Raw genomic sequence first — 21468 nt, forward strand, 5'->3', positions numbered from 1 at the left:
GGAACATGATGAACACCGAATTCCTTTACGCTGGTGCCGGCTTTCTGCTGTACGTGCTCGGCATCTGGTCGTTTTTGCTGCACCGGACGCTGCTGCGCAAGCTGATCGCGCTTAATGTGATGGGTGCGGGCGTGTTTCATCTGCTGATCGCGCTGGCGGGGCGCGGGGCGCCGCCGACTGATCCGATACCCCATGCGCTGGTGCTGACAGGCATTGTGGTCGCAGTCAGTGCGACCGCGCTGGCGTTGGCTTTCGGTCGCGCCCTGGATCAACTCGGGGAAGCTGCCACCGATGACTGACACCCTCGCGCTGGCCTTGGTTCTGCCCCTGGGCGGTGCGCTGCTGGCGGTGGCGCTGCCGGGTCAGGCCGCGCGTTTTGGCCTGCTGGCGGTGGTGCTCAATACCCTGAATACCGCGGCGCTGATCGTCGGCGTCTGGCAGCAGGGGGTCCTGCGCGCGGATTTCGGCGGCTGGGGGGCGCCGCTCGGCATCGGCTATCTGGCCGACGGGTTGGCGGCGGCCATGCTGGGGATGACAGCACTGGTTACCCTGGCCATCAGTGTCCAGGCTGGCGGCTATTTTCGCGATCCCGCCCGCGCGCGCCATTTCTGGCCGCTGTGGCTGCTGCTGCTCACCTCCCTGAACGGGCTCTTTCTGTCGTCCGATCTGTTCAACCTCTATGTGAATCTGGAGCTGCTCGGGCTCACCGCCGCAGCCCTGGGCGCGCTTGGTGGACAGCGCGCCGCGCTCGAGGCCAATCTGCGCTATCTACTGGTCGGGTTGCTGGGGTCCATGACCTATCTGCTCGGTGTGGCGCTGGTCTACGGCGCTTTTGGCACCCTGGACTTCGCGCAACTGACCGAGCAGTTGGCGGCGGGCACCAATTCACCGGGCCCGATCGCCGCCACTGCACTCGGGCTGATGGTGATGGGGCTGGCGCTGAAGGCGGCGCTTTTCCCGCTGCATTTCTGGCTGCCGCCGGCTCATGGGAGTGCGCCGGCCCCGGTGAGTGCCGCGCTCTCGGCGCTGGTGGTGAAAGCGGCCTTTTATCTGATTCTGCGTCTGTGGCTGGAGGTGCTCGCGCCTCTGACCACCCCGGGCGCGTCCAACCTGCTCGGGCTGCTGGGCGCGGGCGCGGTGCTCTGGGGCTCCTGGCAGGCACTGCGGGCCGAGCGGCTGAAACTGCTCGCGGCTTATTCGACAGTCGCGCAGCTCGGCTATCTATTTCTGTTCTTTCCGATCATGCAGGGGCTGCCGGCTGGGGAGACGCGTGAGAATCTGCTCGCCGCCCTGGCCTTGATGGCGCTGACCCATGGCTTTGCCAAGTCGGGCTTGTTCCTGGCGGCGGGTTTTGTGCAGCAGCAGGCCGGGCATGATCGCATCGCCGAGCTGAGCGCGACCCTGCAGCGGCTGCCGGCGACGACGCTCGCCCTGGCGCTGGCTGGTACCGCGCTGATCGGCCTGCCGCCGAGCGGCAGCTTTAACGCCAAGTGGCTGCTGCTCAGCGGGGCCTTCTCAACGGGGCAGTGGTGGTGGGTGCTGGTGCTGCTGGCCGGGACGCTGCTGGCCGTGGCCTATGTATTTCGCCTGCTGGCACGCGCGTTCGGCCTGGAACCGACGCCGCGGCAGTTCTTCACCCAGGCTCGGGCCGAGGTGCCGGCGTTGCTGCTTGGGGCGACGGCGGTGGTGGTGCTGGGCTTGGGCACGGCGCCGCTGTGGCGCCTGCTGGGCGCGGATGGAGGTCTGGGATGACGCCGCTGTTCGATAGCTTGCTGCCGATCGCCATCCTGCTTAGCTCGCTGGTCCCGGGCTTGGTGATCTTTCTGGTGGCGGAGGACAATCGCCGCCTGCGTGTTGTGCTGAACATGACCGGCGCCATCGTCAAGCTGCTGCTGGTAGCGGTGCTGGTGTGGGGGGTCTATCACGACCGCAGCTATGGCGCCGAGCTGCCGTTGGCGCCGGGGCTCAGCCTGGTGCTGCAGGCCGACGCGCTCTCGGTGCTGTTCGTCACACTCTCCACGGTGCTGTGGCTAGTGACCACCGTCTATGCCATCGGCTATCTGGAGCACTCACCCAATCGCAGCCGCTTTTTCGGCTTTTTCAGTCTGTGCGTGACCGCGACCATCGGCATCGCCCTGGCCGGCAATCTGTTTACCTTTGTGGTGTTCTATGAGCTGCTGACGCTGGCGACCTATCCGCTGGTGTCGCATCGTGGCACGCCGGATGCAACCGCCGGCGCGCGCGCCTATCTGGCCTACACCATGGGCGGTGGCGCGCTCTTGTTGGTCGGGGCCGTCTGGCTGCAGACCTTGATCGGGCCTGTCACCTTCACGCAGGGCGGGCTGCTGGCCGAGCAGCCGGCAAGTTTGCACCCGCAGTTCATCGCCATCTTTTTGCTGTTGCTCGCTGGCTTGGGGGTGAAGGCTGCACTGGTGCCGCTGCATGGCTGGCTGCCGCGCTCCATGGTGGCACCGGCGCCGGTCAGCGCCCTGCTGCACGCGGTGGCGGTGGTCAAGGCGGGTGCCTTTGGCATCCTGCGGTTGGTCTATGACATTTACGGAGAGGAGGTCGCCCACGCACTCGGGCTGCTGACCATCCTGGGTGTTGTGGCCTCGGTGACCATCATCTACGGCTCGATGATGGCGTTGGGGCAGGACGGGCTGAAAAAACGTCTGGCCTACTCCACCGTCAGCCAGGTGTCCTATATCGCCCTGGGGGCGTCGATTTTCGGGCCAGTGGCGACCATCGGCGGCATGGTGCATCTGGTGCATCAGGGCATCATGAAAATTACGCTGTTTTTGTGCGCAGGAAATTATGCCGAGACCCTGGGCGTGCACAAGGTCAGCGAGATGAACGGCATCGGCCGGCGCATGCCCTGGACCACTCTGGCCTTCAGCGTTGGGGCCTTGGGGATGATTGGCATTCCACCGATTGCCGGTTTTATCAGCAAGTGGTATCTGGGCCTGGGCGCGGTCGAGGCGGGCGTGCCCTGGGTGTTGCTAGTGCTGGCTGCCAGTACCCTGCTGAACGCTGGCTATTTTCTGCCAATTCTCTTCCGCGCCTGGTTCCGCGAGCCGCCGGTGGATTGGCCACATGAGGAGATTCCGCGCCGTCGGCTGGAAACCCATGCCTCCCTGCTGTGGCCACCGCTGATCACCGCTGCGCTTTGCCTGATGGCCGGGCTGTTCGCGGCGGCTCCCTTCAGTCCGCTGGAGTGGACGGAGCTGATTGCTAAGCGTGAATATGGCGGTTAGTTGTTAGTGGTCCTTTTGTAGCCGCTCGTTCGGCGCTAATCAGGAACTAATGATCACTAATTGCTAACCACCAATCGCGAGTCACTCATTACTAACAGCCGCTCACTAACAAGGAAACATGACCTTCTCCACCCCCTTCGCCTGGCTGCTGCTGGCGCTCTGGGTCTGGCCGCTGCTGCTGGTGCCGCTGGCCGCTCGGGTGCACTGGCCCTGGCTGCCGGCGCTGGGCGCACTGCCGGCATTGGGAGTGGCGTTGCTGTTGCCCGTTAACACCTCGCTCGCGCTGCCGTGGTTGATGCTCGGCAGCGAGTTGGGGTTGGATACCACGGGTAAGGTGTTTCTGCTGTTCAGCGCACTGCTATGGCTGGCCGCGGGTGTCTTCGTCGCGGCTTTTCGCGGTGGCGTTCAGGGACTGGCCGGCGAGATGACGGTTGCTCAACAACGCACCAATAAGAAGCTAGCCGATTCCACGCCGGGCGCCGGCGCGAGTTTCACCGGGCGGCGTTTCAACGCGCTCTTTCTGCTCACCATGAGTGGGCAGTTCTGGGCGGTGGTGGGGCTGGATTTGGTGAGTTTTTATGTCGGCTTCGCCATCATGGGGCTGGCGTCTTACGCGCTGGTGGTGGCTGATGGCAGCGTAACTGCATTGCGCGCCGGGCGGCTCTACCTGGCCATGACAGTGGCGGGCGAGGTGGCGCTCTTCGCCGGGCTGGTCAGCCTGGCCGCCGAGACTGCCACCCTGATGCCAGCCCCAGCGATGCTGGGGCAGGTGAGTGGCGCAAGTCTGGCGCTGGTGCTCCTTGGTTTGGGCGTGAAAGCGGCCATCGTACCGCTGCATCTGTGGCTGCCTCTCACCTATCCGGCCGCGCCGGTCGCGGCCACGGCGGTGCTGAGCAGCGCCATGATTAATGTCGCGGTGCTGGGTTGGCTGCGCTGGCTGCCGCTCGGTGCGGTGGCCTGGCCTGACTGGGCACTTTGGTTAACCCGGTTGGGGCTGGGAACCGCGTTCTTCGCGCTTGCCGTCGGGCTGATGCAGCGCGAGCCAAAGGTGGTGCTAGCCTATTCGAGCATCAGCAAAATGGGCTTTCTGCTGCTGCTGACAGGGCTGATGTTGGGCCAGCCAGAACTCGCCGGCGTTGGGGTGGCGGCCATGGTGTTCTATGCCGCGCATCATGCTCTGTGCAAGGCTGGGCTGTTTTTGGGACTGGGGCTTTTTGAGCGCGAACATTCACGCGGGCCGGCTGCAACCCGGGTGCGCGCCTGGCTCCTCGCAGGGCTCGGCGTGTTGGCGCTGGCGTTGGCCGGCGCGCCCCTGACCAGCGGTGCGGTGGCGAAGTATTTTACCAAACCCCTGCTGACGGACCTGCCGTGGGACGACTCCTGGGCTTGTCTAAGTCCGCTGCTGTGGTTGATGACCCTGGCCAGCATGCTCCTGATGGCGCGTTTTATGTGGCTGGTGTCGCGCGACAGCGGGCTTGTCAACCCAGATGTCAACGCGGCGGCCGGCCGGCTAGCGAATCCAGCAGCCAAGGAAGTGGCAAATGCGCAAGGGGTTGCCGCGAATCAGGCGCCCATGCTGAATACGCCATTGTTGGCCTGGAGTGCGCTTGTCGTTGTGGTTTTGCTTCTGCCCTGGGTCTTCGGTCCGGCTTCGTCCTGGCTGACCAACACCGCTACCCTGGTGTTGGCTGCAGGCATTTGTATCGGCGTGTTGCGCCTTGCTCAGCAAGGCCGCAATCCGCTGAGGTCCTTCGTGGGGTGGGTGCCGCCGGGTGATCTGCTGGCGTGGGCACTCGCCGGCGCGCGGGCATTGAGCGCGGCTGGCTTATGGCTGTGGTGCGGCTGGCATCTTGGTCTGGAACGGGCCGTTCGCTGCTTGGCGTCCGCTTGGGGAGGCGCAACCGGCTGCGGCGCAAACGCGAGCCCGAATCTGAACCAGGGGGCGGCGCAGCCTGGCAGCGCATCGGCGATCCGCCCGGGGCTTTCCGGGTCGCCTTCAGAGGCTGTGCTGCGCACCTGGCCGGTCGCGGGAGCGCTCTGGCTGGGGCTTGGCAGCCTGTTGCTGTTCCTCCTGGTATTGGGTGGGATGCAGTGAATCGGAGTGCATGCACTCGCCTGGCCTGCTCCGCGTTGGCTTTGACGGAGGGATCATGCTGACCGGGTTCTGGCTGCTTTTCGCCTGGCTGTGGCCCTTGCTGCTGGCGGGGCCTGCGCTAACCAGGCGCCTGTGGTGGCTGCCGCCGCTCGGTGCGCTTCCGGCCCTGCTGATTGGTTTCGCGCTGCCGCTCGGCAGTCAGGTCGAGCTGCCCTGGCTGATGCTTGGCACCCGCTTGGGGCTGGATGCAACCGGACAGGTGTTCTTGATTTTCACGTCAATCGTCTGGCTGGCCGCCGGGGTCTTCGCCGCCGCGCAGCGCTGGCGCGCGTTGTCGGCCCCTGATCAGGACAGGCACGCCGCGCGCTTCAGCGCCTTTTTTCTGCTCGCGATGGCGGGCAATTTCTGGCTGATTCTCGGGCTGGATTTGATCAGCTTCTACGTTGGCTTCGCCATCATGGGACTTGCCTCCTATGTGTTGGTGATTCACGACGGCGACCTGACCGCGCTGCGCGCCGGGCGGGTCTATCTGGCCATGGCCTTGGTTGGCGAGGTGTTGCTGTTTGCTGCCTTGGCAATGATCGTCGCCGAGACCGGCACCACAGCGCCCGAGGTCGGGCAGCTTGCGGCACTCAGCAATGTCGCCATCGCGCTCGCGCTGCTGGGTTTGGGTGTGAAGGCCGGCATTTTTCCGCTGCACCTGTGGCTGCCGCTGGCGCATCCGGCGGCGCCCATCGCGGCCAGCGCGGTGTTGAGCGGCACCATGATCAAGGTCGCGCTGCTCGGCTGGCTGCGCTTTCTGCCGGTGGGGGTGTTGGCGCTGCCGCACTGGGGGGCGGTGCTGATTCTGCTTGGGCTGTTTACGCTTTTCTACGGGCTTGGCGTGGGGCTGACCCAGCGCGACCCGAAAACCATCTTGGCGTACTCGAGTATCAGCAAGATGGGCTTTCTGCTGGTGCTGCTCGGGCTGGTGCTGATGCAGCCGGCGCTGGCGCCGCTCGGCGTCGTCGCCATCGCGCTCTATGCCGCCCACCACGGGCTGGTCAAGGGCGGGCTGTTCCTCGGTATCGGGCTGCGCAAGCATGCCGAAGCCATGCGCCAGCCGTTGATTCTGGGCGGGCTCGGCTTTCTTGCCTTGGCCATGGCTGGCGCGCCCCTGACCACGGGCGCCGTCGCCAAGGATGCCACCAAGCCCTTGTTGGCGGGGCTGCCGGCGGCGTGGGGCGAGCTGTGGGGTACTTTGGGGGGGGCGTTAACAGTCAACCCGGTAGGGACCGAGCAAGCCAGCGGCTGGTGGAGCTGGTTGGTCCCGGACCCGGCGATGGTTCTAGGGCTGGCACTGGTTCTTTCCACAATGGTCACGGTTGCCCTGATGGCGCGGCTGCTGTGGGTTGCCAAACACATCTCGATAGGAAACGGGGCCAAACCGCTGGCCGGCGAGGCCGGCGCCGAGATTGCCTGGGCGCTGTTGATCCAGACCATCATCATCCTGCCGTTCGCGATGGCGCAGCCCAAAGCGCTGCTGGCCAACGGTATCCCGGTAGCGCTTGGCGTCGGGCTGGTGGCGGGCACTCTGTGGCTGGTTAGGCGCGGGCAGCTGAGGCTGGCCGGAGCGGTCGGTCGGGTGCCACCCGGAGACCTGCTTGCGCTGGTGGTGCCCTTGTATCGCATCGCCTGGGTGCTTGGCGCCCTGTTCTGGGTTCGGTGGCAGGCGATGGTCACGGCTGTCGCGTCCTGGGTATCGCAAGGACTGCGGCGGGTGCTCGTGGGTGCGCCGGGAGACCCCGAGCGCGAACTGCGTGGCTGGCCGGTGGCGGGGGCGCTCTGGCTCATGGTCGGCGGCGGGCTGCTGATCGCCCTGGTGGCAACCAAGCCGCTTTGGGTTGTGGCTGCCAACAAGCCTGCGGCTGACGGTCAACCGGCAGCTGCGACACAAACTGCCGGGCCTGAGCCAGAACCGGAACCGCTTCCGTTGGCGATGCGCCCAATGGATGAGGAGACGACAGGCGTCATCCCTGCCGATCCCTGGGTTACGCCAGATGCCGCTTCGGCATCGTCCGCGCTAGCTGAAAAGGATTCCCGCCGGTCTGCACCCATGCAAGCCTCCAACGCGCGTGATGAGCAGCCGGGTGCGCGCGCCGCCGAGGCGCAGTCGTCTGAGCCCAAGCGCGGCGAAGAGGAGGGGCAAGCGGATGGAGCTGACTTAACCTTAACCGATGGTGAGGCTCAAGCGGAACAAGCTGGCCAAAACGGTGGTCAAACCCGGTTGAATGGCGCCGAGAACGAAACCGGTAAAACCGACGGTGAGTCCGCGGCGGATGAGAGCAACCAAATCGATGGTGATGGCCAGACCCAGGGCAGCTTGGCCTCTGCGTCAGCGCAGCAGGGGGATGAATCGGAAAATGATCAAGCCGCCGCCCCCGAGGCCGACGCGCGGTCTCCGCTGTGCGAGAGCGATGCGCCATTCGTTTTTAGCCAAGCCGACGACCCCGACACCGCAATCGAACTGACCCAGTGCGTTGCCAACGGCGACGGCGGCTGGCGTTCCCTCGGCGAACCGAAGCTCAGCAACCGTCTGGTGCTAATCCTGCAACGCAATCTCGAATGGCTCGAATACAATTCAGGAAGCACGGATGGCATGATCGGCCCATCCACACGCGATGCCATCCGCGCGTTCCAGCAAGCCCAGGGGATGCGCTCGACTGGCGGCATCAGCTTCCGCCTGCTGCGGGCGATCAAGGCTGAGATCGAGCGGCGGCAGGCAAATTGATGCCAACGCAAGAGATTGACAGATCTCGGCCTTTAAACGCTTGTTGTTGCAGTTTGGCCGCTTGTAATCGGTTTGCGATCATGTATTCTCTAGTGCATGCGCTTCACATGGGACGAAGCCAAGCGGCAAGCCAATTTACACAAACACGGGCTCGATTTCGCCGATGCAGCTCGGGTTTTTGCCGGGCCATTGGCTCTTGTCGAAGATCGTCGCCATGATTACGGCGAGCAGCGCATGATCGCGATTGGCCTGCTCGGGATTTTGATTGTGCTGATCGTTCATGTCGAATCCGACGATGAAGTCCGGATTATCTCAATGCGCAAAGCAACCAGTGATGAAACCGATCTCTTCTACCAAAACGCCGGTTACTTCTGACGAGGACGCGCCCGCGCTTAGCCAAGCCGATTTTGATCGGGCCCAATGGCGTTTGGGTAACAAGGGTGTCAGCCGCGCTGAGTGGCAGGCGGCTGTTCACGCTCGTGTCGACAAGCAACAGGTCGAACTGGTGCTTGACGCACCGATTGTCGAACACTTTAAGGCGATGGCGGGAGATCGCGATTACAGAATGCTTATCAATGATACCTTGCGACGCGTCATTGAGTCAGAGCATCTGGAATTGGACTTGCGCCGCATCATTCGCGAAGAAATGAGTGCGGCCCGCACCTGACGGTCAACCTTATAAGCGCTAGCCAGCTTCCGCTGGCGCGAACTCCCCGCTCAGCGCCTCGAGCAGGCTGCGTAGCTCGCCGGCCATGATGATGAATTCCGCATCCAGGCGCGCCTGGTCGTCTTCGGCGTTGTCATCGAGCGCTTCCTCGATCAGCTCGTCGCTGAAGCGCAGGCGTTTCAAAGCTAGGTCTTCACCGAGCACGAAGGATAGACGTTCGTTCCAGGTCAGGGCGAGTGCCACCACGCGCTTGCCTGAATCCAGATGCGCCTTGATCTCGGGGCTGGTCAGGTCCTGCCCGCGACAGCGCACTACGCCGCGGCTGTCGCCCTGGTCACGCAGCTCGCATTGATCCTCGATATCGAACCCGCTCGGGGCGTCATCGGCGGCCACCCAGGTGCTCAGGCGCTCATCGACCGCCGTGGTGGCGCGCAGCGGTTTGGCCGGCAGCGAGCCGAGTGTCTCACGCAGCAGGCTCACCAGTTCTTCGGCCAGTTTGTCGCTTGAAGCGTCAACTACCAGCCAGTTGGCAGCCGGATCGATATAGGCACGCAGCAGGCGCGAACGGGTGAAAGCGCGCGGTAGCATCTCGGTGAGCAGCTCCTCGCGCAGTCGGGTACGCTCGCGGCGGCCGACATCGCGCGACTCGCTCTGCTCGATCTCGGCAACTTTCTCCGCCACCGCCTCGGCCACTACCGAAGCCGGCAACAGCCGCTCCTGACGGCGCGCGGCAATCAGCAGACAGCCGCCGGCCTGGTGGGCCAGGCTTTCGGCATTCGGCCCCAGCGGCGATGCCCAGCCGAGGGTGGCGGTTTCCAGCGGCCCGCAAGGCCGAAAGGCGCGTTCGCCGAGACGGTCATGCAGTTGCAGTTGATCGAAAGCAAAGGTGCCATCGAGACGAAAAACCTTGGCATTCCTGAACACAAAAGCTCCTTACTGGGCGCATGATGGCGCGCAAAAGGCTGGCATTATGCGCCCCATGCGCTGGGATGCAAGCGCATGCGGCAGGTGGGCGCTGCTGAGGACAGGCTCCGGGCTCCGGTAAGCGAATCCAGGGCGTTATCCAGATCGCACCAAAGACTCTTTAGATCGCGCTCGTGAGCGGCTGGCGGCGCGCGCCCCAGTTACCGGGTTGGGGCTCGAAGACCCCGGCGCAGGGCGCGCCGCATTGGGCGCAGGTGCCGGTCGGGGTCAGGTTCCAGGTGCCGAGCCGGTACCAGTCGCGCTCGATTAGCAGGGCGCCGCAGTTGCTGCACCAGGTGCTGGCGCCGTCGCTGTCATGCACATTGCCGGTGTAGACATGGTGCAGGCCCTGCGCGCGCGCGATGCGGCGCGCGCGGGTCAGGGTCGCGGGCGGGGTTGGGGGCAGGTTGTTGAGCTTGAAGGCCGGGTGGAAGGCCGAGAAGTGCAGGGGCACATCGGGGCCGAGGTGCTCGAAGATCCAGGCTGACAGGTCGTTGAGCTCGGCATCGCTGTCGTTTAGCGTGGGAATCAGCAGGGTGGTAATCTCGAACCAGACCTTGGTTTCCTGCTTCAGGTACTCTAGGGTCTCGAGTATCGGGCCGAGCCGGGCGCTACAGTGTTTGCGGTAGAAGCTTTCGCGGAAGGCTTTCAGATCGATGTTCGCCGCGTTCATGTCGGCAAAGAACAGCTCGCGTGCGCCGGGGCTGATGTAGCCGGCGGTGACCGCGACGTTGGCGATGCCGAGCGCGCGGCAGGCCTGGGCAGTGTCGCAGGCGTATTCGAGGAAAATCACCGGGTCGTTGTAGGTGTAAGCCACCGAGCGGCAACCATGCTTGTGGGCAGCCTGGGCGATCTGTGCGGGGCTGGCCGTTGCGGCCAGGGTGTCGGTCGCGCGGGACTTGCTCATCTCCCAGTTCTGGCAGTAGTCGCAGGTCAGATTGCAGCCGGCGGTGCCGAAGGAAAAGACCGGCGTGCCGGGGAGAAAGTGATTGAGCGGCTTTTTCTCGATCGGGTCGATGCAAAAACCGCTCGAGCGGCCATAAGTCAGCAACTCGACCCGCCCGGCGCGCGCGCCGCGCACGAAGCAGAGCCCGCGCTGGCCATCGCGCAGCTGGCAGGCGCGTGGGCAGAGGTCGCACTGCACGCGTCCGTCCTTGAGAACATGGGACAGCCCCTCGGGGAATCCGGGGGATACCTGGTTCGCAGTGGTGGAGCTTGCTGATAGGGTCATGGCGGCTCGCTGACAACGGCTTGATTGGGTTCCAACATCTTCACACGGCTTCTTTGTTCGCGGTGATCCCTTTCAGTTATCCAGAACCATCGTCTAAACTGTTAGATGTCTCTGGCGCAGATTGGTGCGGCTATTCAGGCCGCAGCCGATCTTCGTCACTCGATCATCGTCGGGGCGCGGGGGCGGTATTTTTCGGGAAATCTTTGCCGGAACGCACGTCCTGACTCGGCGAATCAATTCGCCTCTACATTGGGAAGATGAGGCATGACTAGCTTACGCCAGGCAAATGTTGCCGGCAGCTTTTATCCAGCGAATCCGGCACAGTTGCGCGCGGACATCGACGCCTGCTATCGCCAGCGCGCCCAAGCCGAGGGTCCCGAACGGGCCGATGGCCGCATCAAGGCACTGATTGTGCCGCATGCGGGCTTGATCTACTCCGGCCCCATCGCGGCCAGTGCTTATGCCAGCATCGCGCATCAGGCTGCGGACATCCGCCGCGTGGTCCTGCTTGGGCCTTCGCATCGGCTGCCCTTCCATGGGCTTGCGCTCTGTGCGGCCGATGGCTACGAGACACCGCTCGGGGTGGTGCCCATCGCGCGCGCGGCCTGCGATGAGTTGCTGCGCTTCGCGCAGTTGCAGGCGCTCGATGCCGCTTTCGACGGCGAGCACTGTCTTGAGGTGCAGTTGCCCTTTTTGCAGCAGTTGCTGAGTGACTTTGAGCTAATTCCACTCCTGGTCGGCACCGCCAGTGCCGCCGAGGTGGCGGAGGTGCTGGAATCGCTCTGGGGTGGTGATGAGACTCTGATTCTAATCAGCTCCGATCTCAGTCATTTTCTCGATGACCAAAGCGCGCGGGCGCTGGATGCCCGCACGGCTGCCGCCATTTTGCGCCTGCAGCCTGAGGCGATCGGCTCGGATCAGGCCTGCGGGCGCTATCCGATGGCTGGGTTGCTGCAGCTTGCCAAGGCGCGCGGGCTCAAGGCCGAACAGCTCGATTTGCGCAACTCCAGTGAGACCGCCGGTCCGCGCGACCGCGTGGTGGGCTATGGTGCCTATGCCTTCCGCTGACACCCAAGACCGCGTGGTCGCGCAAGCCGAGGAGGCGGGTCGCCTGCTCGGCGACGCGGATCATCTCCGTCTGCTCGCTGTCGCGCGTGCATCCATTGCGCATGGACTTTTGCATGGGCGCGCCGCGAGCGTCGATTCGGCAAGTGAGAGCCCGGCGCTTCGGTCACCGGGTGCGGCCTTTGTCACCCTTGAGCTGCACGGGCAGTTGCGTGGCTGCATTGGCAGTCTGGAGCCGCACGGTGGCCGCAGTCTGGCGGCCGATGTCAGCGAGAATGCTTATGCCGCTGCCTTTCGCGATCCGCGCTTTGCGCCGCTCGGGCAGCATGAGCTGGCGGCGTTGCACATTAGTATCTCAGTCATCGGTCCGCGCGAGCCCATTGCCTGCGCGAGCGAGAGCGACTTGCTGGCGGCCCTGAGCCCTGGCGTTGATGGCCTGATTCTCGAAGCCGGGGCGTGCCGTGGTACCTTTCTGCCCTCGGTGTGGGAGCAGCTCCCACGTCCGGCGGATTTTCTGCGGCATCTCAAACGCAAGGCCGGCTTGGCTGAGAATCAATGGCCGGAAAATCTGCAAGCCTGGCGCTATCGCACGGAATACTTTGGCGAGTGACTTACACCAATCGCAAATGGTTTTTGGTTTTGGGGCGGGTGACGGCCACGGGGGTCTCGGCGGCAAGGATGCCGCCGGGAAGCCTACAGGGATGTATTCATAGCGTCCCCCGTGGCTGTCACCTGCCCCAGAACGAGCCGAAATCTCATAGGGTTTCGGCATAAACAGGCAACCCAGCCCCAACCACAGTGAATGATCCTCCATTAGCCGGACTCTTTCTGGCGCTGATCGGCCTGCTCATTTTGTCAGGCTTTTTTTCCGGTTCAGAGACGGCGCTGATGACCCTGAACCGCTATCGGTTGCGGCATCAGGCTGACCAGGGGCACCGCGGAGCCCAGCTTGCCCAGCGCCTGCTTGAGCGGCCAGATCGGCTGATTGGCCTGATCCTGCTGGGCAATAATTTTGTCAACATTCTGGCATCCTCGCTCGCGACGGTGATTGCCCTGCGCCTGGGCGGGGAGGGAGCGATTGCGATCGCTGCAGGCCTCCTGACGCTGGTGGTTCTGGTGTTCTCCGAGGTGAGCCCCAAGACGCTGGCCGCCCTGCACCCGGAGCGAGTCGCTTATCCGGCGGCCTTTGTCTATGTGCCCCTGCTGCGGCTGCTCTATCCCATCGTCTGGCTGGTCAATTTAATCGCCAACAGCCAGCTGAAGCTGCTCGGCGTGCGCATGGATGACCAAAACGGCCAGGCGCTGAGCCGGGAAGAACTGCGCACCGTCGTCACCGAGGCCGGTGCCATGATCCCCGAGCGCAGCCGCGACATGCTGCTCGCGATTCTGAACCTGGAGCAGGCGACGGTGGAAGACATCATGGTGCCGCGCCATGAGGTGGAAGGCATCGACTTGCAGGATGATGAAGAAGACATCCTGAACACCATCAAGCGTTCGAGCTATGCGCGGCTGCCGCTATTCGACGGCAGCATCGATAATGTGGTTGGCATCTTTCACGCCCGCAGTGCGCTCGGCGGCCTGCCTGAAGGTGATGAGCTGAAGGACGCGCTCTGCGGGCTGGCGCGCGAGCCCTATTTTGTTCCCGAGGGCACCCGGCTCTATCAGCAACTCATCAACTTCCAGCGCGCCAAGGAGCGTATGGCCTTGATTGTCGATGAGTATGGCGATTTTCAGGGCATGATCACCCTGGCCGATCTGGTCGAAGAAATCGTCGGCGAGATCACCACAGATCCATCGGACTCCTTCCCCGACATCCACCGCAATGAGGACGGCAGCCTGTTGCTTGATGGCAGCATCAATGTGCGCGAGCTCAACCGCGCGTTGCGTTGGGAGCTGCCGACCGATGGCCCCAAGACGCTGAACGGGTTGATTCTGGACTACATGGAAACCATCCCCGAGCCCGGCACCAGTCTGAAACTGAGCGGCTATCCACTGGAGATCCTACAGGCCGACGACACGGCGGTGAAGACGGTGAAAACCATTGCGCAGGAGCAACTGGAGTCCGATGCGGCTGTGATAGCAGAGCCAGCCAGTTTTGGTTGAAAAAGAAGCCTCACGAGCTATCGTCTATGACATTGGCAGAGACTCTGCTGCGCGCCGATGCACTTGGCATTCGCCTTGAGATCGTCAACGGCTTGCCAATCTGGGAGGCGCAGCCGGTTTATCGGCACCAAAAGCATGTTGATCGAATCGCACGGTCACTGCGCACGTCGTCAGATCAGGGGCCGGTGGGTGGTGGCATTTGCGACTGTATCTCAGCCAAGGATGTCTATATCCAGTTTCCGACTGGCCTGAAGCGGCCGGATATTTCCACCTTCTGCCAGGAGCCGCCGGAGGAGCAGCAGGACTCGGTTCTGACTATGATTCCGGAAGCCGTGATTGAAGTTGTCAGCAAGGGCTATGAGGCCAAGGATCTTGACATTGGTCCACCCTTCTATCTGTCGCAGGGGGTCAAGGATGTGGTGGTGTTTGACCCAGAGACTCTGCTGGTGTTGCATTCGCGCCAACAGGGCGTAAATGTCCAGATTGCGCCGCTCGAGATCGACCTTTTTTGCGGCTGTCGGTTAAGCCTTTAGCCTTTTCTGCGGTGCATCTCAGACTCCATCCAGCGCCTCGCGCAGGGTGGTCACGGCGCGAATTTCCAGTCCTTCGAGTCCACCCTTGGGCGCATTGGCCTTGGGGATAATGGCCTGACGCATGCCATGCTTGGCCGCCTCGCGCAGTCTCTCTAAGCCATTGGGAACTGGGCGAATCTCCCCGGCCAGGCCAATTTCGCCAAAGACGGCTAGCTCCAGCGGCAAAGCGCGGTCGCGATAGCTTGAGAGCACCGCCAGCACCAGCGCCAGATCGGCGGCTGTCTCGGTTACGCGCACGCCGCCGACCACATTGGCAAAGACATCCTGATTGAACATGGGCACCCCGCCATGGCGATGGACCACCGCCAGCAGCATGGCCAGGCGGTTCTGATCCAGCCCCAGGGTGACCCGTCGCGGATTGGCCAGCGGGCTTTCGTCAACCAGCGCCTGCACCTCCACCAGCAGCGGGCGGGTGCCCTCGCGCGTGACCAGCACCACCGAACCTGGCACTGGCTCCGCCTGGCGAGAGAGAAAAATGGCTGACGGATTCTTGACCTGACGTAGGCCACGGTCGGTCATGGCAAAAACGCCCAGCTCATTGACGGCACCGAAGCGATTCTTGACCGCCCGCACCAGCCGATGGGTGCCACTCGGTCCACCCTCGAAATACAGCACCGTGTCGACCATGTGCTCTAGCACCCGCGGTCCGGCTAGCGCGCCTTCCTTGGTGACATGGCCGACCAGAAACACCGTGGTGCCGGATTGTTTGGCAAAGCGCACCAATTGCGCCGCGCTGTCGCGCACCTGGGAGACCGAGCCGGGCGCCGAGTTGGTGGTCTCGCTGAACAAGGTCTGGATGGAATCGATCACCAGCACCGCCGGGCGCTCCTGCTCGACGGTGGCCAGGATGCGCTCGACCGAGGTCTCGGCCAGCAGCCGGATGGCATCCCGCGGCAGCGAGAGCCGCAGCGCGCGCAGGCTGACCTGCTCGGGCGATTCCTCACCGGTCACATAGAGCACCGGATGGCGGCGCCCGGGCGCCTTTGTTTCCGCCCAGCCCGCACCAATGGCAGCGCAGGCCTGCAACAGCAGCGTGGACTTTCCAATGCCCGGATCACCGCCGAGCAGCACCACGGAACCCGCGACCAGTCCGCCGCCAAGCACCCGGTCGAGCTCACTAATGCCGCAAGGCGCGCGAGTCTCCACCTCTGGAGCCAAGTCCGCCAGATCATGCACCAACCCAGCCGTGGCGGCACCGGCATAACCGCGCCCGACAGGAACGGGCGCCGGGCGATGCTCCTCGACCTGATTCCAGGCACCGCAATCCGGGCACTGCCCCGCCCATTTCGGCAGCTCCGCCCCGCAGGCGGCGCAGACAAACAGGGTCTTGGGCTTCTTGGGATTGGCAAGGGTGGACATGGCGGAGTTTGAAGTGTTAATCGGGAAGGGACGTTTGACAGCGGATTGGGGTTCAAGGCAGTTCGCAGGAGGGTGCCAACTGCTGCAAGACCTTTGCGGGTAACAGCAGGCGATCCGGGCAGCCCGGCAATGGGATAAAGCCAAAGTGTCGGTAGAAGGCCGCTGCCGATGCATCCTTGGCATCCACCACAATGGCGGCAACGGCCAGTGCCTGGCTCGCCTGTATAACCTTGCGGCAGGCATCGGAAAGCAAGATCGAACCCAATCCACGGCCCTGAAAGCTCTGGTCGACGGCCAAGCGTCCGAGTAACGCAATAGGCACCGGATAGCGGGGCAGCTTGCGCGCCATCTCTGGCGGCAAACTTTCAGCACGAAGGCTTCCCGCGCTCAACGAGAAGAAGCCGGCGGGACGCTGCGTCTCATTTGGAGTGGCGGCGACGAATACCCGAGCAATTCCCCGTCTCACATCCTGGGATGCATAGCGCTGCAGGTAGAGATCGAGTTGTGGCTCGCCACAGTGAAAGAGGTCGGTATCGATGGTGCCATCAAGCGCCTGGATAACGAAGCTCAAGAAGCAATAACCTGTTCCGAATGACGTTCGAAGGCACGAACCAGCGCGGCATTGGGTACAGCCGGCGTGTCGAGCGCGGCAAGAAATGCCTGAAAATCGTCGTTTTGAAGCGTGATCGACTCCTGTTCGCTCAGAATGCGTTCCGCAGCGGCGACGGCTTCGGTCAGAACGAATGCTGACAGATTGGAGCGGCTGTAGGCAGCTGCTTTGTCCAGCAACTGCCGGGTACGCTCGTCGCAACGGATATGGAGACGGCTATTTTTGGTTGCGATCAGGCTCATTGCAGGTTCCGGGCGAAAGAGGAAGACTTTCGGAATTGTGCGCCGAACGTGCGTACAGGACAAGTCGAAAGCCCTTTTGTCTTCAGGCAGGATATTGGCATGGCCCCGGAAGCCAATTGCGTATCCTGCCAACCGACATCATGGGCAGGCCGCACATACTTGATGTTGAGGCCCGTCGCTAATCCGGTCGACAGGCGCTTCAGATCAAAACCCACCGCCCTCGCTGTAGTAGTCGTGGGCCAGGTTATCAAAGCGCGTGAACTGACCCTGAAAGGCGAGCTTCACGGTGCCGATGGGGCCGTTACGCTGTTTGGCGATGATGATCTCGGCAATGCCTTTGTCGGAGCTGTCTTCGTTGTAGACCTCGTCGCGATAGATAAAGGCGATCAGGTCTGCGTCCTGCTCGATGGTGCGGGCCGACATTACCGGTCGATTCGCGATTCTGGCAGTCGGCAGAATAAAGCGGTCGGCTCAGTTCGGTGGCGCTTCGCCAACCTCTTGCAGCGCCTGCGCCACCAATGTGGGGCTGAGATACAACCCCTCGTCAATCAGTCGTTCGATAACAGGCTTGGCTGCCGGAATCTGTCCCATGCGTCGAGCCGCAAGAAGGATTCCTAATGTTCCGACGACTGGAATATCCAGGCTCTGCGCACAGCGGCGCGCTGCGGCGTCATCCAACACGGCAACCGCCGTGGGCCGACGAAGACAATGACTCACAACCTGGGTTTCGCCTGCTCCGAGGTCCCATGCCGCGACAATTGGGGGAATCGCGATGTCTTCGGCAAGAACCAGCCTGCGCTGGCTCTTAAAGGCACCCGTGATCTCTGGTCCATCCCAACCGGCGCGAATCTCTCGCACAACCGCATCTGGAACCGCGACATCCGTTGTGCTGAATTCGAAAAGCCAAGACCACCCATTTACCCGATGTAAAAAGATCAGTGGAGAGGCGTTGACGATCAGCTTGTCAGGCACGCCAGTTCCTCGCGCAATTCTTCAATGTCTGCTTGCACGGCAGGCACCCGGCGTCGATACAGTTCGCCAAGCAGATCAGTGCGGCTTAGCCCGAGAATTTCAGCCGCCTTGCTTTGCGAGATACGCCCTTCCGCATACCACTGAACCACCGCTGCGCTCTTGACCTCTTGCGCGAATTCATTAGGGCCCTGTCGGAGTGCGGATAGAGCGCCTGAATCAAAATCAACCATGATCTGGGGCATCGTGTCCTAAACCTCTCTTGCAGCGCTGAGATGGGTCAACTTTCAGCCTGGTTGTTAGGCAGAGTGCAAAAAAACAGCGTTCAACAGTTCGCTCAAGCTTGGGTCCCGCTTGTGCGTGACGATCACGAAGGCTTGGCGGCGTCCCTCGCGACTTTAGTCTGGCCCGAAATAAGCCGGACATCCAAGCCGTTTGGCTAGGTGGTAACGTTCAAAACCCACCGCCCTCGCTGTAGTAGTCGTGGGCCAGGTTATCAAAGCGCGTGTACTGCCCCTGAAAGGCGAGCTTCACGGTGCCGATGGGGCCGTTACGCTGCTTGGCGATGATAATCTCGGCAATGCCCTTGTCGGAGCTGTCTTCGTTGTAGACCTCGTCGCGATAAATAAAGGCGATCAGGTCTGCGTCCTGCTCAATGGCGCCGGATTCTCTCAGGTCCGACATGACCGGACGCTTGTTCGGTCGGCTTTCCAGGCTGCGGTTGAGCTGCGACAGGGCAACAACAGGCACGCTGAGTTCTTTAGCCAGCGACTTGAGTGAGCGGGAGATCAGCGAGATCTCGGTCGCGCGGTTCTCGCCGGCCATGGGTGCCTGCATTAGTTGCAGGTAATCGAGCACGATCATGCCCAGTTCTTTCTCTTCGCGCTTCAGCTCCCGTTGCAGGCGCCGCACCCGCGCGCGCACCTCGGTCGGCGACAGGCCGCCGGTGTCGTCGATGTGCATGGACACTTGTGACAGCATGCTGACCGCCGAGGTCAGGCGCGGCCAGTCCTCATCGCCGAGCTTGCCGGTGCGCACTCGGTGCTGATCGATCTGCCCGAGCGAGGACATCATGCGCATGGCAAGGGAGTCGCCGGGCATTTCCATGCTAAAGATAGCAACGCCTTTGCCGGTCTTAATCGCAACGTTTTCAGCCATATTCATTGCGAAGCTGGTGTTGTGTACGCAGATGTCGTTAGCGATGAAATTGTGGGTATCGGGGATGGTGAGATCGTAGACTTGACGTAACCCAAGGGGCTCAATGGCGACGATAGGGTCCCAGAACAGATCGCTGCTAGCAAGATCAGCTAGTGACTGATCCCCCAAGGCGCAGGCTAGCTTTGCGAGCCGCTTGCGGGGCAGGGCGCGCTTGCCCACATGAATGTTGCTGGTGCCGATCAATCCCGCCCGCGCTGCGAGATGCGCCCAAGACTCCTTACCCTTCAGTGCTCGCAGCCGCTCCCAGACGCCAACTGGAATCAGATCGGTGTTGGTCTGCTGGCGCTTTTGCGCGAGCGCCTCGAGCACGCGTTCGAGGGCGGGCTCTTTCGAAAAGATGCCGATCTCGGTGGCAAAGGTCCGAATCGAGTCGCCATCGGTGATATCCAATTGCCAGGCATGGGAGTGGCCCTGTTCGCGGCGAATGCGGCGGTGACGCAGCTTGGCGATGATGCCGAAGCGCAGCAGCAGATGCTGAATCTGTCGGGCCAGGCGCTCACTGACCGAGGCGTAGCCAAGCTGACATTGTCCGCTGCTCAAGCGCGTCGCCCAGCCATCGGTGGCGAAGAGCCGGTTCAGAAACAAAGCCAGTTGATCCTTCGGCAGTTGAAAGACGGGCGTGGGAACGAATTTGCCGTGCGCGTCGCGTTCCCAAAGTCCAAGCTCGATGAGCCAGCGAGTCAAGGCATTGGGACCATTTTTCGCGCCATCCAACCGTGGATTGGGATCCCAGGTAACGCGAATGTCGGCGAAAAAGTCTGTAATGCGGTCGAAAAGCGCCACACCGGGCATGCTGCGACCTTGAATCCAGTTGCATACGCTGGCCGGGCATGCGCCTGTGGCAAGGGCGAAGGCGCGCTGGGACGATCCAGCCGCGACCAATGCGTCCGCGAGCGCTTGGCCAAAGACTCGACGCTGGTCCTTGATGCGCGCGTGATCGCCGATCACACAGACCTCGGGAGTTCGGTCGGGGCGTTGCTTGAGTAATGCGCGTACCCCGCCGAAATCCTGCGCGGCGGAGATAAAGTCCGCTTGAATCGAGGCGTTTTCGTTGATCAGTTTGGGCGTTCGGTTTCTAAAGCAGCCGTCGCCAATGAGGTAGCCGAGCAGTTTGACCTCGCACTCGCGCATTGCCTGGGTGCCAAAGACCGGCAGGCGACGTGGGACGCCAATGGTGTCGCCGACCTTGAGCTCGCCAAGCGGCTTCCAGCCATCCAGCGTTAGAAAGGGATGCGTGGTGGTTGTTTCAACGACGCGGCCGAGCCTTGTGGTCACACGGAAGGCGGGCTTGAAGCCGTCATCGACGAATGCGCTCGCCCGCGCAGTCTGGAGTCGCAGCCGTTCGCTGAGTGTCAGCAGTTCGGCCTGGCGTCGGTGGAACAGGGTTTCAATGGTTTCGACGCGACCGTCTGCCAGCAGGATCTCCGAGTTGGCCTCGAGGCATTTGCCCATTGACGGCCGTCCGGCCACGATCACGAGATCCCCGGCTTGCAGACCGGAGGTTTTCATGTCGAAGTCGGTAAAGCCGGTCGGGACGCCGGTGATGGGTTCTTCGCGATGGTAGAGTTCGTCGATCTTGTCCATCGCGGTGACCAGCAGGTTGCGGATCGGCTGGAAGCCTCCGCCGCCGCGAGTGAGTTGCTCGGCGATCTGGAATACCTTGGCCTCGGCCAGGTCGAGGATTTCGGACTCGCTGCGGCCCTCGGTGGCGAAGGCGAGGTCGGCGATCTCGACTCCGGCACGGGCGAGCTGGCGCAGCACCGAGTTGAAACGCACGATGCGCGCATAGTGCACGGCATTGGCGGCGGAGGCGGTGTTGCGGTCGATCTCGGCGAGATAGGGCAGGCCGCCGATGTCCTCGAGCAGCGAGCGCTTTTCGAGCGCCTCGGCCAGAGTGACGACATCGAAGGGCTGGTTTTCCTCGGCCAGGATGGCGATGCCGCGAAAGACCAGGCGATGTTCCTGGCGGTAGAAGTCGTCTTCGCAGACTTTGTCGGCGATCTGCTCCCAGGTGGCGTTTTCAAGCATCAGGGCGCCGAGCAAGGATTGCTCGGCGTTAATGTTGTGCGGCGGGACGCGGGCGTCGGCGAGTTCTGGTGGGGTGGTTGGGTCCAAGGACGTCATCCTTTGTGTTTGCGGAGCAGTGCGGTTTTGGGAGGGGGCAATGTCTGAGCGGTAAGGGCTTGCCCATGGCTTTGGGTCGGGTACCGGTCGCGGGGGACGCCGTGAATCCATCCATGGAGGCTTCACGGCGGCATCCCTGATTGCAATCAAGGGCCGCCGAGACCCCCGCGCCCGGCACCCAGCCCAAAGCCTAAGACCTTTTCGC

General features: G+C 62.9%; 19 protein-coding genes and 1 pseudogene. 11 read left to right on the forward strand and 9 right to left on the reverse strand.

Features of this window, described 5'->3' with window-relative positions:
• Positions 1-5: 5 nt before the first annotated feature.
• The 7 genes from Thiosp_RS02105 (at position 6) to Thiosp_RS02135 (ending at position 8786) form a co-directional block, all read left to right on the forward strand.
• Positions 6-299: an NADH-quinone oxidoreductase subunit K gene (locus Thiosp_RS02105; RefSeq protein WP_407702762.1), complete on the forward strand. Its 294-nt coding sequence runs from the start codon at positions 6-8 to the stop codon at positions 297-299.
• Complete coding sequence (locus Thiosp_RS02110) at positions 292-1752, forward strand: complex I subunit 5 family protein (RefSeq protein ID WP_201068955.1); 1461 nt, start codon at positions 292-294, stop codon at positions 1750-1752. Before Thiosp_RS02105 ends, Thiosp_RS02110 begins: the two co-directional genes overlap by 8 nt.
• Entirely contained in the window at positions 1749-3254 is a 1506-nt protein-coding gene (locus Thiosp_RS02115; protein WP_323696804.1) for a complex I subunit 5 family protein, read from the forward strand. The genes Thiosp_RS02110 and Thiosp_RS02115 overlap by 4 nt, the downstream gene beginning before the upstream one ends.
• Before the next feature lie 118 nt (positions 3255-3372).
• The gene (locus Thiosp_RS02120; RefSeq protein WP_201068953.1) at positions 3373-5349 is read left to right on the forward strand and encodes a proton-conducting transporter transmembrane domain-containing protein; all 1977 of its coding nucleotides are present in this window, start codon (positions 3373-3375) and stop codon (positions 5347-5349) included.
• A 55-nt stretch (positions 5350-5404) separates the two neighbouring features.
• On the forward strand, positions 5405-8119 hold the full coding sequence (locus Thiosp_RS02125; protein ID WP_201068952.1) for a proton-conducting transporter transmembrane domain-containing protein: 2715 nt from the start codon (positions 5405-5407) through the stop codon (positions 8117-8119).
• A 96-nt stretch (positions 8120-8215) separates the two neighbouring features.
• Positions 8216-8494 (forward strand): BrnT family toxin, encoded by a 279-nt coding sequence (locus Thiosp_RS02130; RefSeq protein WP_201068951.1) that lies wholly within the window; start codon positions 8216-8218, stop codon positions 8492-8494.
• Positions 8454-8786 (forward strand): BrnA antitoxin family protein, encoded by a 333-nt coding sequence (locus Thiosp_RS02135; protein WP_201068950.1) that lies wholly within the window; start codon positions 8454-8456, stop codon positions 8784-8786. Before Thiosp_RS02130 ends, Thiosp_RS02135 begins: the two co-directional genes overlap by 41 nt.
• Positions 8787-8804: 18 nt before the next feature.
• Here the strand turns inward: Thiosp_RS02135 and rdgC are convergent, their stop codons facing one another.
• Together rdgC and amrS are read right to left on the reverse strand one after the other, a co-directional pair.
• Complete coding sequence (gene rdgC, locus Thiosp_RS02140; RefSeq protein WP_201068949.1) at positions 8805-9710, reverse strand: recombination-associated protein RdgC; 906 nt, start codon at positions 9708-9710, stop codon at positions 8805-8807.
• A gap of 160 nt (positions 9711-9870) precedes the next feature.
• Entirely contained in the window at positions 9871-10980 is a 1110-nt protein-coding gene (gene amrS, locus Thiosp_RS02145) for an AmmeMemoRadiSam system radical SAM enzyme (protein ID WP_201068948.1), read from the reverse strand.
• A gap of 264 nt (positions 10981-11244) precedes the next feature.
• Here amrS and amrB point away from each other — a divergent pair, with 264 nt between their 5' ends.
• The 4 genes from amrB to Thiosp_RS02165 all read left to right on the forward strand — a co-directional run bounded on the left by amrB (position 11245) and on the right by Thiosp_RS02165 (position 14681).
• Positions 11245-12048, forward strand: a complete 804-nt coding sequence (amrB, locus tag Thiosp_RS02150; protein WP_201068947.1) for an AmmeMemoRadiSam system protein B — start codon at positions 11245-11247, stop codon at positions 12046-12048.
• Positions 12035-12655 (forward strand): AmmeMemoRadiSam system protein A, encoded by a 621-nt coding sequence (amrA, locus tag Thiosp_RS02155; RefSeq protein WP_242518984.1) that lies wholly within the window; start codon positions 12035-12037, stop codon positions 12653-12655. The genes amrB and amrA overlap by 14 nt, the downstream gene beginning before the upstream one ends.
• 188 nt (positions 12656-12843) lie before the next feature.
• On the forward strand, positions 12844-14148 hold the full coding sequence (locus Thiosp_RS02160) for an HlyC/CorC family transporter (protein ID WP_201068946.1): 1305 nt from the start codon (positions 12844-12846) through the stop codon (positions 14146-14148).
• Positions 14149-14174: 26 nt separating this feature from the next.
• Entirely contained in the window at positions 14175-14681 is a 507-nt protein-coding gene (locus tag Thiosp_RS02165; protein ID WP_201068945.1) for a Uma2 family endonuclease, read from the forward strand.
• Between the two features lie 18 nt (positions 14682-14699).
• Here the strand turns inward: Thiosp_RS02165 and radA are convergent, their stop codons facing one another.
• The 7 genes and pseudogenes from radA to dnaB form a co-directional block, all read right to left on the reverse strand.
• The gene (gene radA, locus Thiosp_RS02170) at positions 14700-16100 is read right to left on the reverse strand and encodes a DNA repair protein RadA (protein WP_201068944.1); all 1401 of its coding nucleotides are present in this window, start codon (positions 16098-16100) and stop codon (positions 14700-14702) included.
• Between the two features lie 52 nt (positions 16101-16152).
• Complete coding sequence (locus Thiosp_RS02175; protein WP_201068943.1) at positions 16153-16671, reverse strand: GNAT family N-acetyltransferase; 519 nt, start codon at positions 16669-16671, stop codon at positions 16153-16155.
• The gene (locus Thiosp_RS02180; protein WP_201068942.1) at positions 16668-16952 is read right to left on the reverse strand and encodes a type II toxin-antitoxin system TacA family antitoxin; all 285 of its coding nucleotides are present in this window, start codon (positions 16950-16952) and stop codon (positions 16668-16670) included. Before Thiosp_RS02180 ends, Thiosp_RS02175 begins: the two co-directional genes overlap by 4 nt.
• A gap of 204 nt (positions 16953-17156) precedes the next feature.
• A pseudogene (locus Thiosp_RS02185) lies at positions 17157-17384 on the reverse strand (DnaB-like helicase C-terminal domain-containing protein); the annotation flags it as partial.
• Positions 17385-17423: 39 nt separating this feature from the next.
• Positions 17424-17924 (reverse strand): DUF3368 domain-containing protein, encoded by a 501-nt coding sequence (locus tag Thiosp_RS02190; protein ID WP_201068941.1) that lies wholly within the window; start codon positions 17922-17924, stop codon positions 17424-17426.
• Positions 17909-18154 (reverse strand): UPF0175 family protein, encoded by a 246-nt coding sequence (locus tag Thiosp_RS02195; protein WP_242518983.1) that lies wholly within the window; start codon positions 18152-18154, stop codon positions 17909-17911. The genes Thiosp_RS02190 and Thiosp_RS02195 overlap by 16 nt, the downstream gene beginning before the upstream one ends.
• 220 nt (positions 18155-18374) lie before the next feature.
• On the reverse strand, positions 18375-21374 hold the full coding sequence (dnaB, locus tag Thiosp_RS02200; protein WP_323696805.1) for a replicative DNA helicase: 3000 nt from the start codon (positions 21372-21374) through the stop codon (positions 18375-18377).
• Positions 21375-21468: the final 94 nt, after the last annotated feature.

It is taken from the genome of Thiorhodovibrio litoralis (genome assembly GCF_033954455.1).
Classification (GTDB): Bacteria; Pseudomonadota; Gammaproteobacteria; order Chromatiales; family Chromatiaceae; genus Thiorhodovibrio; species Thiorhodovibrio litoralis.